The sequence below is a fragment of the Nocardioides immobilis genome (assembly GCF_003515065.1).
In the GTDB taxonomy this organism is placed as follows: domain Bacteria; phylum Actinomycetota; class Actinomycetes; order Propionibacteriales; family Nocardioidaceae; genus Nocardioides; species Nocardioides immobilis.
In genome coordinates, this window is sequence record NZ_QXGH01000018.1 from 93,923 (window position 1) to 106,950 (window position 13,028).

Annotated in this window: 13 protein-coding genes; 3 read left to right on the forward strand and 10 right to left on the reverse strand. The window is 65.7% G+C overall.

Annotated elements, in window-relative coordinates; all coding sequences use genetic code 11:
- Positions 1–5: 5 nt before the first annotated feature.
- The 9 genes from D0Z08_RS15060 to D0Z08_RS32145 all read right to left on the reverse strand — a co-directional run bounded on the left by D0Z08_RS15060 (position 6) and on the right by D0Z08_RS32145 (position 7,521).
- On the reverse strand, positions 6–485 hold the full coding sequence (locus D0Z08_RS15060) for a carboxymuconolactone decarboxylase family protein (RefSeq protein WP_118926069.1): 480 nt from the start codon (positions 483–485) through the stop codon (positions 6–8).
- Between the two features lie 167 nt (positions 486–652).
- The gene (gene trxA / locus D0Z08_RS15065) at positions 653–979 is read right to left on the reverse strand and encodes a thioredoxin (protein ID WP_118926070.1); all 327 of its coding nucleotides are present in this window, start codon (positions 977–979) and stop codon (positions 653–655) included.
- A 59-nt stretch (positions 980–1,038) separates the two neighbouring features.
- A complete protein-coding gene (trxB, locus tag D0Z08_RS15070; protein WP_118926071.1) occupies positions 1,039–2,064 on the reverse strand; it encodes a thioredoxin-disulfide reductase in 1,026 nt (341 codons plus the stop codon).
- Between the two features lie 55 nt (positions 2,065–2,119).
- On the reverse strand, positions 2,120–3,007 hold the full coding sequence (locus D0Z08_RS15075; protein WP_118926072.1) for an SDR family NAD(P)-dependent oxidoreductase: 888 nt from the start codon (positions 3,005–3,007) through the stop codon (positions 2,120–2,122).
- Positions 3,008–3,061: 54 nt separating this feature from the next.
- Positions 3,062–3,550, reverse strand: coding sequence for a nuclear transport factor 2 family protein (locus D0Z08_RS15080; RefSeq protein WP_182481317.1), 489 nt, complete (start codon positions 3,548–3,550; stop codon positions 3,062–3,064).
- A 65-nt stretch (positions 3,551–3,615) separates the two neighbouring features.
- Positions 3,616–4,512 carry a TIGR03619 family F420-dependent LLM class oxidoreductase gene (locus tag D0Z08_RS15085; protein WP_118926074.1) on the reverse strand — a complete coding sequence of 299 codons (897 nt, stop codon included), beginning with the start codon at positions 4,510–4,512 and terminating at the stop codon, positions 3,616–3,618.
- Entirely contained in the window at positions 4,472–6,136 is a 1,665-nt protein-coding gene (locus D0Z08_RS15090; protein WP_245993982.1) for an MFS transporter, read from the reverse strand. The genes D0Z08_RS15085 and D0Z08_RS15090 overlap by 41 nt, the downstream gene beginning before the upstream one ends.
- A gap of 390 nt (positions 6,137–6,526) precedes the next feature.
- Positions 6,527–7,084, reverse strand: coding sequence for a nuclear transport factor 2 family protein (locus D0Z08_RS15095; protein WP_118926075.1), 558 nt, complete (start codon positions 7,082–7,084; stop codon positions 6,527–6,529).
- A 284-nt stretch (positions 7,085–7,368) separates the two neighbouring features.
- Positions 7,369–7,521, reverse strand: coding sequence for a hypothetical protein (locus tag D0Z08_RS32145; protein ID WP_182481318.1), 153 nt, complete (start codon positions 7,519–7,521; stop codon positions 7,369–7,371).
- A gap of 377 nt (positions 7,522–7,898) precedes the next feature.
- Between D0Z08_RS32145 and D0Z08_RS15100 the strand changes: the two genes are divergently transcribed.
- Complete coding sequence (locus D0Z08_RS15100) at positions 7,899–10,151, forward strand: ATP-binding protein (RefSeq protein WP_182481319.1); 2,253 nt, start codon at positions 7,899–7,901, stop codon at positions 10,149–10,151.
- A gap of 98 nt (positions 10,152–10,249) precedes the next feature.
- Complete coding sequence (locus D0Z08_RS15105; RefSeq protein WP_118926077.1) at positions 10,250–10,942, forward strand: GntR family transcriptional regulator; 693 nt, start codon at positions 10,250–10,252, stop codon at positions 10,940–10,942.
- Between the two features lie 179 nt (positions 10,943–11,121).
- Here the strand turns inward: D0Z08_RS15105 and D0Z08_RS15110 are convergent, their stop codons facing one another.
- Positions 11,122–12,210, reverse strand: a complete 1,089-nt coding sequence (locus tag D0Z08_RS15110; RefSeq protein ID WP_182481320.1) for a sugar ABC transporter substrate-binding protein — start codon at positions 12,208–12,210, stop codon at positions 11,122–11,124.
- A gap of 529 nt (positions 12,211–12,739) precedes the next feature.
- On the opposite strand from D0Z08_RS15110, the gene D0Z08_RS32660 reads away from it, so the two are divergent.
- Entirely contained in the window at positions 12,740–13,027 is a 288-nt protein-coding gene (locus D0Z08_RS32660; protein ID WP_220454195.1) for a Dabb family protein, read from the forward strand.
- Position 13,028 lies beyond the last annotated feature (1 nt).

A 13,028-nucleotide genomic window follows, 5' to 3' on the forward strand; every position in this document is an offset into this window, starting at 1 on the left:
TTGCTTCACTTCTCTACCTCCACTACGAGAGCCGACGCCATGATGCGGAGCCGGATGCACTGGTCGAAGACCGACAGGGCTGCAACGGTGTTGAAGGTGGCCGCATCGCCGACCGCGGTCTTCAGCGCCTCGATGTCGGCGGCTTCGACCAGGGTCACGTCCATCACCATCTGCTCGGCGAGCTGCAGGCTCGCGCGGTCGGCGGCGTCATAGAGCTCGTGAGTGGGCCAGTCCGACACCGCGGCGAGCTTGGCCTCCTCCATCCCGATCCGCCGGCCGTAGGTGAGGCCGGCGTCGATCGCCGACTGGTCCTGCAGCAACATCGCCATCCGAATCCAGCACACCACCAGTCGCCGAGAGTCGGTACTGCCCCAGGCGGTGTTGAGCAACTTCTCGACGTGGTCCGCAGCGCCATCCTGAACCGCCAGCAGGTCGGCGAAGCCGAGACTGCGGGTCATGTCCTCGATCGGTTCGGTTAACAGCACGAATGCCTCTCCTCTGATGTACCGGAATGGGGTCTTCGCTCGAGCCTACGACGGCCGAGCATCCCAAATGGTTTTAATTACTGTATGCACGAAGGAATCACCGGTCAACCGTCGCCTGGACTGAATCGGCCAGCGCATGGTGGCGTCAGCGGCGGTGCCGCCAGACGTCAGGCGATGTAGTCGGCCAGCTCGTTGAGGATCGCGGCCTTGGGGCGGGCGCCGACGATGGTCTTGGCGAGCTCGCCGTTCTGGTAGATGTGCATCGTCGGGATGCCGGTGACGCGGTAGGAGGCCGGGGTGACCGGGTTCTCGTCGACGTTCATCTTCAGGATCGTGATCTTGTCGCCGTGAGCGGCGTGGATCTCGTCGAGGATCGGGGCGACCTGGCGGCAGGGCCCGCACCACTCGGCCCAGAAGTCCACCAGGACCGGCTTGTCGGACTTGAGGACCTGCGCGTCGAAATCGGCGTCGGTCACGGCGGGGATGTTGCCCACGGTTCTTCCCTTCGGTGGATCAGCGGGGGGTCTTGAGGTTCTGGCGAGACGGTTCCGGCTCAGGCCTGTGCGGCGCTGGCGGCGACCTCGGCCTCGGTGGCCTCGACCGAGCCGGCCGACGACGCGGCGTGGTCGAGCATCGCGATGTAGCGCTCGGCGTCGAGCGCGGCCGCACAGCCGGTGCCGGCGGCGGTGACCGCCTGCCGGTAGTGGTGGTCCACCAGGTCGCCGGCCGCGAAGACCCCGGACAGGTTGGTCGCCGTGCTCGGGTGCTTGACGAGGACGTAGCCGTTGTCGTCGAGGTCGACCTGGCCCTTCAACAGCTCCGAGCGCGGCTCGTGCCCGATCGCGATGAAGAGGCCGGTCGCGGCCAGGTCGCGGGTCTCGCCGGTGACGGTGTCACGCAGGGTGATCGACTCCAGCGACTCCGAGCCGTTGATCGAGGCGACGTCGGCGTTCCAGATGATCTCGAGCTTCGGGTCCGCGAAGGCGCGCTCCTGCATGATCTTCGACGCGCGAAGGGTGTCGCGGCGGTGGATCAGCGAGACCTTCGAGCCGAACCGGGTCAGGAACGTGGCCTCCTCGACCGCGGAGTCCCCGCCGCCGATGACCGCGATGTGCTGCTCGCGGAAGAAGAACCCGTCGCAGGTCGCGCAGTACGACACACCACGCCCGGCAAGCGTGTCCTCCTGGGGCAGCCCGAGCTTGCGGTAGCCCGATCCGGTCGCCAGGATCACCGACCGCGCGGTGTAGGTGTCGGTGGCCGTCCGGACGATCTTGACGTCGCCGGTGAGGTCGACCTCCACGACGTCGTCAGCGATGAGCTCGGCGCCGAACCGCTCGGCCTGCGCCTTCATCTCGTCCATCAGCGCGGGACCCTGGATGCCGTCGCGGAAGCCCGGGAAGTTCTCGACCTCGGTGGTGTTCATGAGAGCGCCACCGGCGGTCACCGACCCCTCGAACACCAAGGGCGCCAGCTGGGCGCGGGCCGCGTAGACGGCGGCGGTGTAACCGGCCGGCCCGGAACCGATCACGATGACGTTGCGCGGCTCAGCGGATCCGTTCGTCGGCGGAGCGTGGGTCATGGTGACGGCCTCACAGGGTAGGTAGCGACGAGAGACAGCGATCCATCCGGTGAGCTCATGCCCATCCGCCAGCAAACGGAACGAAGTGGCCAGTCACGAAGGTGGACTTACCGTCCAGGAAAGACATCGCGAGGTGAGCGAGCTCGTCCATCTGAGCCAGCCTGCCCATCGGCACCTCGGCCTCCATCCGGGCGCGATCACCGTTGAACGACGCAAGATTCTCCGGCCCGTCCAACCACATCGGCCCGATGGAGTTCACTTGCACGCCTTTGTCCACCACCTCGGCGGCCACGTTGCGCATGAGCATGGTCCCCGCGGCCCGAGCCGTCGAATACAACGACGACCCCGGCACCGGCCTCGCGCCGAAGGCACTCGTGGAGATCAGAATCTGGCCGCTACCCTGCTTGAGCATCACCGGGAGGATCTCCTGCAAGAAGTTGTAGGGCGCCTCGACGCATTCGGCGAGATGGACGCGCAGGTCCTCGATGGAGGATTCCACGAACGGGGCGAACGTGTTGACGCCCGATCCGCATTTCGCCGGCCGCATGCCGCCTCCGAACATCGCGGTCGCATCCACGCGACCAAACCGCTCGAGCGCGGCGCCGACGAGTCGTGGCGACGCGTCGGGATCGGAGAGGTCGGCGACATTCTGAACGGCCTCCACCGCAGCCCCCAGCGACTCCAGCTCGTCGACCAGTCCCGGAGCGGGGTCACCTACGACCAGGTCGTGCTCTCGCGCCAGGGCACGCGTCAAGGACGGGCCGACGTATCCGCCGGTGTAGTTCACAATCGCCACTCGTCTCGTCATGTGCATATCGAACTGCATGACAGAATGCATGTCAACCGCGCGGGATCGCGCGTGCATCATCTCGTCGTCGACGAGCTCGCCCATGGCGTCGGCTTCGCCGCGCTCGGCCTCATCCCTGCCTGTCACCACAAGCATGGGGGCGGACGTCTCGAAGGGGCGCTGAAGTGGCGCCGACGAACCCCTCGTCCACTACTTCGTCGGCGGAAGGAACCATGACGCAGTCGCGCCCGAAGGCGGGAACGGCCGGACCTCGCGGTAGGCGATCCGCCAACCGTCCGAGGTGCGCTCGTACCGGTCCCAATAGAGCCCGCAGCTGCTGACGCGGTGACCGCGGTCTGCATCCGCCATCAATCTGACGAAATAGACTGAGCCGGTCGCGTCGTCCTTGCCGAAGTCCACGATGATGTTCGTTGCCACATGCATTCCTCGCGACAGCGGTGGCTTCGGCATCGTGCGGAGGCTTTCGGTGCCTTTAAATATCGCGACAGTCGGGTTCTCGGGGTCTGTCCAGGAGTTCTCGTAGGTTAGGACGCCGTCGGGTGTGAACACCGTGCTGAGCAGCTCGTAATCATGCTGGTCGGACGCGTGCGCGTATCGGTAGCTGAGCTCGTGGATTTCGAGCTGGTCCGCACACTGTTCCAGCCGGCGAGGGCTGCGGCCCGGTCCGGGATCATCCATCGTTTGATTCCTTTGCATCGGTCGGCGAGATCCTGACTCCGGTGGAGTCCGGCGACGTGTGCGGGCTAGGCGCCCGCCGCGCGCTCGGTGCCCGACACCTGCGCGATCTCGGCGATGATTTCCTCGGTGCTCTTGCCGGGGTGATGCTTGCGGCGCACCGCCAGGCACAGCTCGTGCAGGCCGAGCTGCTCGGCCTGGGCCATCTCCCGCTTCAGGAGCTCGGCGTCGGTATACATGTACGTCCAGACGTGCTGCAGCTCGGACGGGTCACGCTCGATGGCCTCGCACGCAGCGTCCAGGCGCTTGATCGTGGCCGCGAGTTCCTCCAGGCCGATGACACCGCTCACCCAGCCGTTCGCGTGCTTCGCCGCGCGTCGGAGGGCCGGTGCGCTCTCGCCGCCGACGTAGATGGGTGGCAGCGAGCCGCCGTAGGGCGGCGGGCGCATGACGGCACCCTTCAGGCTGACGAACTCCCCGTCGATCGTGACCGCCTCGCCACTCCACAGGAGCTTGATGACGTCTAGGTACTCGTTGGCCCGAGCACCGCGACGCTCGAACGGCACTCCGAGCGCCGCGTACTCGTCGCCCGACCAGCCGACCCCGACGCCAAGGTTGTACCGCCCCTTCGAGAGGTGATCGATCGTCGCACCCTCCTTGGCCGTCCGCAGGGGACTGCGCTGCGGCAGCACCATGACGGCCCCACCAAGGCGTACGCGCGACGTGTGGGCGGCGATCGCCGTCAGCACCACGTGCGCGTCGAACCAAGGTAGCGACGTGCCGAAGGTCGGGGTCCCGTCGGCGGTGTACGGGTAGGGCCACTGCGGCGAGTACTGCTCGAACGTCACGAGGTGGTCGGGATACCAGATGGTCGAGAAGCCGAGGTCCTCGATGAGCTTCGCCTGGTCGGGCAGGTCGGCGATGTCATTCGAGTCGTCGAATCGGATGGATAGGCTGATGTCCATTGCTCTGTGTCTCCTCAGGGTGGTGGGGTAGCCGTGGAACGGGTGCGGAGCGAGCGTCAGCCGGTCTCGGCGGCGGTGGCCTCCAGCCGCCGGATGAGTTTGCCCTCAGGCCGTGCAGCCACCCGACGATGCCTGGCCGGCACGAGGTGGGAACAAGATGATCAGCACGCCGTTGATGATCGTCGGGACGTGGACGCTCATCGTGTGTGACATCGGCAGGCATCGAGTTCGATCCAGTCTGAGTCCGGCGGCTACTCGGCCTTGTCGCCGATGAGCGTCCCGCCCGCGACCATCCCGAGCTGGGCATGCTGGGGCTCGCCGCAAGGTGCTCCTCAAGGGCGGTGCGGTCGACCCGCGGGATGGCCAACCCCACGGCCGCCGCGCCGATCATGACGATCGTGAGCATGATGAAGCCATGGGTGTAGCCCAACTCATGGGGCACCCCGTCGGGGAAGGTGCTCTTCGTGACGACGGTCGCCATGATCGCGGCGCCCAGGGCGGCCCCGATCGTCCGGATGTTCGCGTTCATGCCGCTGGCGACTCCGGTCTGCTCGGGAGGCACGGCGGCAACGATCAGGCTTGACAGGCAGGCGAAGACCAGGCCGATTCCGACTCCCATGATCGCCGTCGACACGAACAGCTGCCACTCGTGCTCGTTGGCGAACGCCATCATGGCCATGGCCCCGCCGGTGATGAGGCAGCCCAGCACCACGACGTACTTCGGACCGATGCGCCGTGCCATCGGCGCCGCGCACATCCCCATCACGAACATCGTCACGGTCGACGGCAGGAGGATCAGGCTCGACTGGCTGATCGAGGCGGCGAACCCGTAGCCGAATGATGACGGGGTCTGGCTGAACTGCGGCAGGAAGCCGTACGTGGCGAAGAACACGAAGCCGATGAGCAATGCGATGAGGTTAGTCGTCCACACCGCCGGGCGACGCATCATCTTCATGTCGATGAGCGGAGAGTCTGAGCGTTCCTCCACGGCGATCCAAGCGATAGCGAGCACGACGGATGCGGCGATCAGGCCAAGCACCTGCTTCGAGGACCAGCCCCAAGCGCCTCCTTCGCTGAGCGCGAGCAACAGTGCCACCAGCCACGCAGAGAGGAGTACGGCAGGCAGCACGCTGATCTTGCCGGGCGTGCGCACCGGCGACTCGGGCACGAAGAGCCGGGCCGCCACTGCTGCGAGTGCGGTGAGGATCATGGGGAGCCAGAACAGCCATCGGTAGTCGAGGAACGTCACGATCGGACCCGCGACCACAAGGCCGACTCCTACTCCGACGGAGGCAAGTGACGCGATCGCGCCCACGGCACCGGAGATCTTTGCCTCCGGGAACTCATCGCGGATGATCCCGAATGAGATCGGCAGCACGCCGCCACCGATGCCCTGGACAACACGGGCCACGATCATCGTGCCGATGTTTCCAGCCAGGGCAGCGACCAGGGACCCGACGGCTAGCGCGGCGAGGGCAACCACAAGCATCCGCCCCTTGCCGACCTTGTCGGCGATGCGGCCCATGATCGGAGTGCACACCGAGGCCGACAGCAGATAAGCGGTCAGCACCCATGTGACGGTGGACTGGTCGGTGTGTAGTTCTTCTTGGAGCTGGGCCAGCACCGGGGTCACCAGCGACTGGAGCAGCGCGAACGCGACCACGGAGACGGTCAGGACCGCAAAGGTAACTCGGTAGTGCGAACGGGCGACGGTTGTCGTCACGGCACTGCCTTCGGGAGGCGAGGAGGGGCTGGCCAACATGCCCACTTCAGCGGAACCCAGCGGCGCGAGGGCGGCGAACCGACGTGGGCGGTGTCGAAGCCGTCCAGCCCCGCTGTGCCCAGCTCGTGCATGGGAGCTGGTGGCACATGGTGCTTAACGGCGCGAAGCGGGCCGAACCGGCAAGCGCTGGCCTACGGCGCAGAGCCGTCCCCATCGCCTTCGCCGGGCCCAACTCGGCCAAACCGACTCTGCACGTGCGATCCCGGCCGACTCGTGAGCCTGGGCTCAGGACTATCGGGAGCGCTCGGTGGGGAGGCTCTTGACCCAGTCGAGATAGATCGGGTCGTTGGGGTACCAGGCTCCCCAGTGGGTCACGGGGGGAACGGTGAAGTCCCAATCCGAGTTGATCGGCTTGATGTCGAGCCAGTCCCAGACGCAGGTGCGATGAAGGATCTTCCATACGCCGTTTCGCTTCTCGCACAGATCGCGGTAGCGACCGCCCAAGAACATGGTGACGTCGGGCTCTTTCTGTGGGACCACAACGAGGAACATGCTCTCGCGCTTGGCTTGGTTGCCGTCGATCTCGCAGAGGACGTTGGAGACGTGGTGATTGCAGCTGTGGACCTTGTCGTTGTAGCTGACGGCCTCGTCGGCCCAGCCATGGCCGGAACCGACGTAGCTACCGTGGTCATCCCACGAGTCTTCCCAGTAGGTCGACCTGATGAGCTCGCGGTCGTGCCGGTCCGCGCCCCTCACATACAGCATCAGATTCTCGTGGAGCGCCTGCTTGTCGTGCAGCTCTGTCACCTTGTCGTACAGCTCAGTCAGCTGCGAATCCGTCAGGGGCATGATTGCTCCATTCGTCCTAGGGCAGCCTGGCAGCGCATCGCCGTTGCCAAGTGGACCGCCGTGCTGTCGATCCTGATGAAAGAGTCGAGAATCGTGCACGCAGAAATGTATACCACCGTTCCTGTGGAGTACAGCCCTAAGTAGCCCGCCTTCGGTGAGCCCAACGCGGCGGGGCGCGCGCCTGTTGCATCCTGCTCGACTCGCTGAGCCGCCGCCGGCGCACCGTGGCGCGGTTGCTAGACGGAGACGTCGGTCGATACGTGTAGTCCAGGTCCGACGGTCGTCTACGAACCAGCGCCGCCCATCACGTAGGTGATCTCGACATTGCCGGCAATGTCGGGTCGGCTCTGGGTGACGGTCCCACCTCCCAAGGTGATCGCCACCAGAAGGAAATCCACGTCTTTGTCACGAACTGCCGCTGTCCAGTGGTGCATCATGCACGCCTTTCATCGATCCAGATGAGCTGAAGCAGGACCTGCCTCAACCGGTGTGGCCCTCGATCGTTCTCGGTGTGGAGCTCGAGGGTCATGAGACGATCGTGCGCATGCCGACCTGGCCCAGCCACCTTGGAATTACGTGGTTGTCTACGTGCCCCGGGATTCCACTACGTGATGTGCAACCCGATCGCGACCTGCGCGGGGCCCGACCTCCGGGTGCTCGGTGGCTGCGGCCGGCCAACTTGTCGTTCCTGCCGCCGCGTACCGTGGTAGGGGTGGCGAGGCGGTCCTGAATGGCGAGCACTGCGACGAGGCGTGTTGAGAACCTGCCGTCTGATCTGAGCCGATTCATCGGCCGACGAGCCGAGACTGCCGCCGTGAAGCGGCTCATGACGGAGTCCCGGCTGGTCACGTTGACCGGTGTCGGAGGTGTCGGCAAGACGCGGCTGGCGATCCATGTCGCACGCCAGGTGCATCTTGCGTTCGCCGACGGGGTACGCCTCGTTACCTTGGCGGACCTTGCGACGCCGGAGCTGCTGCCCACGATGGTGCTGTCGGCGGTGAGCATCAGCGGTTCAGCCTCGGCAGGAGTCGACGAAGTCGCCGAACAGCTTGCCGACCGGGAGCTCCTGCTCCTCCTCGACAACTGCGAGCACCTGGCCGACGCGTGCGCCCATCTCGTCACCACGCTGCTGCAACGCTGCCCGGGGTTGCGGGTGCTAGCGACCAGCCGAGAGCGGCTGCGCGTGGACGGCGAGGTCGTGTACGTCGTACCGCCGCTGCCGCTGCCCACTGAGGACGTGCAATTGCAGCCCGGCGACATCCTTCGGTACGACGCGCTCGCACTCTTCGTGGATCGGGCCTCTGCGCTCCACGCGGACAGGTCGCCGGGCATCGGTGACATCGACGCCGAGAACGTGGCAAGGCTGTGCCGGAGGCTCGACGGGCTACCGTTGGCGATCGAGCTGCTGGCTGCGCGGACGGCGGCGATTCCCTTGCAGGTCCTCGCGGACCGTCCGGACGACCAGCTCCCCGTGCTCTCGATGACCGGGAGCAGGTCCGCGCCGGTCCGACACCACACGTTGCGAGCGGCCATCGAATACAGCTATGAGCTCTGCTCGGAGCCGGCTCGGTTGCTGTGGTCGCGGCTGTCGGTGTTCGCAGGTGGGGCAACGCTGGAATCCGTGCTCGACGTGTGTGCAGACGGGGTCATGCCGTGCTCTGAGGTCGAAGCCGCCCTGACCGAGCTCGTCGACAAGTCGATCGTCGCGTTCGACGCCGACCGCTACCGGATGTTGGCGACGATTCGGGCGTTCGGCAGCGAGCGGCTGCGCGCGCTGGGTGATGAGCTAGTTGTCCGCTCCGCGCATCGGGACCACTTCGCAGCGATGACCGCAGATCCTGTTGGCGCCGCATGGCCGCCGGCCACATGGAGCAGGCTTCGGCGCCTGGCCGCCGATCATGCGAACCTCCGAGCTGCACTCGAGTTCTGCCTGAGCGACAGATCCGAATACTCCGCGGGGCTTCACATGGCCAGTCGGATGTGGACGTTCTGGACTGGATGCGGTCTCGGCCGGGAGGGAAGGCACTGGCTGGGGGAGCTGCTCGCCGTGTCCCAGGAGGCGAGTAGCGACCGCGTGACCGGGTTGTGGGTGGACGGGTGCCTGGCCGCGGTGGACGGTGACCACGGTCATGCGCTTCGGAGAGCAGAAGAGTGTGCCAGCCTGGCCGCCGCGCTGGGCGATGCGCCGGGCATCGCCCATGCGAAGTTCGTCTGGGGGATGGCCAGGCTGTTCGGCGGGCACGCGGAGGACGCCATTTCCGACCTCCAGGCGGCGGTGGAATTGGAGCGGGAGCTACCTGCTCCCAACCCGGTTCTCCCGACTTCCCTCATGGTTCTCGGGATGGCCGGTTGCCTGGCCGGCAGTCTTGACTTGGCTAGGGAAACACTCACCGAGGCATGCGAGTTGGCCCAGGCGTGCGGGGAAGAGCTGGTGGAATCCTGGGCCCGACTCTACGTGGGTCTGCTCGCTCTCTTGGAGGGTCGTCAGGACGATGCGGTTGTCACACTGAGAGGTGTCCTCGCGGATCACCGGATGGTCGATGACGTGGGCGCCATGAGCATCGCTGTGGAGCTCCTCGCTTGGGCCGCAATGGACCTGGGTGACGACGTGCGGGCGGCGGAGCTCATGGGCGTCAGCAACGGCCTCGCCGTGGCGGTAGCACAGCTTGCTGGCTTGGAAGGACTCCGGAGCTGGCACCACGACAGGGTCACCGAACTCAAGAAGCGGCTTGGGTCTCGAGAGTTCGAGCGCGCCGTGAACCAAGGAATCCGGCGCCCAGCCGGCGATGCGATCTCCTTTGCTCTCGAAGAGTCAACGACGTCATCGCAGCCGCTCAGGCACGACGACACATGGGCGCTCACTGCGCGGGAGCAGCAGATCGCGCTGCTTGTCGCGCAGGGCCAGACAAACAAGCAGATTGCCTCACACCTGGTGATCTCTCCGCGCACGGCGGAGGGTCACGTGCAGAGCATCCTCGCCAAGTTGGGATTCACCTCGCGGGCGCAGATCGCGGCGGCTTTCGCACGGCGAACTGCGTCACCCAACGGCACTGACGTGCGAGCCTGACGGACCGCACTCCGCGCGTGTGCCGTGTCCGTGTCATTCTGCATGCCAGCGCGGGTATCATTCGCGCGGTCAGACCTCTGCGATAGAAAGTCCTGCTCATGAGTGACGACCCTCTGGTCAACGCGCTGTACCGTCTGATCCGCACCGGCGAGCTCTCCCCCGGGGAGCGGGTCGACCAGCGGCTCGTCTCCGAGCGGCTCGAGGTCAGCCGCACTCCGCTGCGCGAGGCTCTGCGAGCCCTCCACTCAGATGGCATCCTTACGCGCACACCGAATGCCGGGTACGTGGTCGCAAAGCTGAGTGCGGCGGATCTGCTGCAGTACTACTCGATGCGGGCGTTCCTCGAACATCAAGTTCTGAGTGCTCTGGAATGGCCGTCCGAGGAGGCTCTGGAGCAACTTCGGCGCGCCAACGAGGATTGCCGCGCCGCGGCGGCAGCGGGTGCGCTCGAAGACCTGATGACGGCGAACATGGCTTTCCACTTCACCATTTTCAGTTGGTCGGCCCTGAAGATCATGGTGAAGGAGATCGAGCGGGTCTGGCGCGTATCTGACCCTTACCGCGCCCTGCATCTGTCGAACCCCGAGCGGCGTTCCCATGTCGCAGTCGACCACGATCGCATGATCGAAGCGATCGAAGCGCGCGACACGGCCCGGCTGATCGAGCTGCAGGACGCGCACCGCGCCACGTCCCGAACTCTCCTGCAGGACATGTTGGGTGCCAACATGCCGCCATCAATGATGGCTCTGCCCCAATCCGCCGCGGACCTGGTGGCTCCCGCTTCGGTGTAGTGCCGTGCGATGGCAAGGGGGAGATCGCTGAAGCGGTCCCGCACGGCTGGGGCAAGCATCTTCGTGTCAGGCACTACGTACGTCATCCACTCGATGCCGGGCTGCGCCAACACCTGCGGGCGCACCGTGACTGTCGGTGCGCCCCAGACAGGTGTGCCCGGCGCAGCCCTTCTCGAGGATCAGTTGTTGAGCCCCCACAGCTCGAAGAACTTGCTCTCCATGTCCTCCGGCACCCACAATCCGTCGTCGTTGACGTAGTCAGCGGCGTTCTGCTGCGCGATCGGCGCGGCCGGCAGGTTGCTGTAGTCCGGCACCTCCTCGCCGTTGAAGACTCGAGCAAGGGTGTCGATGACCGCGTAGCCGATGAAGAGCTGCGAGATGATGGAATCACCGAACAGCAGCGGAGCGCGCTCACCATCCCTGATCTGGGTCGAGATCGGCGCATCACCGAACGTGTTGACGACCTTGAAGTCATCTCGACCCGCCTGCTCAGCCAGGTTGAGCAACACCGTAGTGGCAGGCGCGAAAGGAGTGATCACCGCGTCGAGCTGACCGGGAGGGTACTCACGCAGCAAGTTCGTGAAGGCTGGGGACGTCGGCTGGCCCAAGTCGGAAGTCGGGAATGTGATGTCGGCGATCTCGCAACCCGGGCACTGCTCTTCAAGCAGCCTCAGCTGAGACTCGGCGACAGCCTTGCTGCTATCGAACTCCGCACCCACCACGACGATGGTTGCGTCGTCCTTGCCCACTGCAGCCAGAACCAGCGCAATCTGGGGCTCGGTCAACGATTCCGCACTCGGCTGGATCATGTAGACGTCGTTACCGGACTCTTCCGGCTGGCAATGGGTGCACACGATCGGGATGCCCGCGTCACGGGCCGACTTGAACGCAGCCGGCGCCTGGGACGGGAAGATCGAGTCCACGATGATCCCATCGGCGCCCTTCAGCACCGCCTGCTCGACCAATGTCGCCTGCACGCTCGGGGTGAACTGGCCGTCCAATGGGCCTTCGATCGTCCACCCCGACTTCCTATAGATCTCCGCGCGCGCCTCGGCCACCTCCGCATTGCCGCCAGCGGCCAGACCATTAGCGATGTACGTGATGTTCCGATCACCACCCAGATCAGTCGGAGACGTCGGATACGGCAGCTCGACTTCCTGACTCAACAACTCATCCAGCGCATCCTCATCGACATTCCCCGAGCCACTGCCACCGGAGTTGTCACCAGCGCTTGACGACCCACAGCCAGCCAACGCCAGAGCAGCCACTACCGCAACGACTGCACTCCACCTCGCCGACTTCCTGCGCCCAGACTTTGCTCCGAACAACCGCTTCATTCTGACTCCCACCTGATATCTGCGTGACCGCAGGGCTGCGACAGCACTGCCGCCTGGAACCGGCGTCCACGATGTGACGTACGCCTCATAGTGTCCGGGACGATCATTATGTATGACGTTTGGCACGCAACGCAATAGTCCTTCTCGACTACGCCCTGCGTGCGGACAACTCAGGCACGGTGGTACTGACGCGAACCACCTTGACGTCGGCGCGTGCCGGCGGCGGGATCACCCACCACCCCAAGTCGCGCTCGCGAGCCCAAGGCGCGCGTCAACGACGGCCCAACCGAACGACCGGTTCGCCATCGCCACTCGCTGGGTCATACTGCGTATCGAACTGCATGACACAATGCATGTCATCCGCGGCGCGGTGTCAGTCTGCGCGTGGACGCACCCACCCGGCGTGAGTCAACCGGGCGGTCGCGCGAGGCCATCCGCTCCAGCTACCCGAGGAGGCACGGTGCTCATCCGCAGCCTGACCCTGAGAGTCAAGGACTCGGCGACCGAGGCCGAGATCGCCGCGTTCGGCGAGGCGATCGCCGACCTGCCCGGCCAAGTCGGCGTACCCCGCACACGCCAGGGACCCGACTTGGGCGACCGCTCGACCAACGCCGACGACGCGGTCGTGACCGAGTTCCGCTCCACCGAGGACTTCGACGCCTGCCTCGCGCACCCGGCCTACCGGGCGCTGCCCATGGGGCGCATCGAATCGGTGCACGGGGTGGAGTTCCTCGTGGACGAGGAGTGAG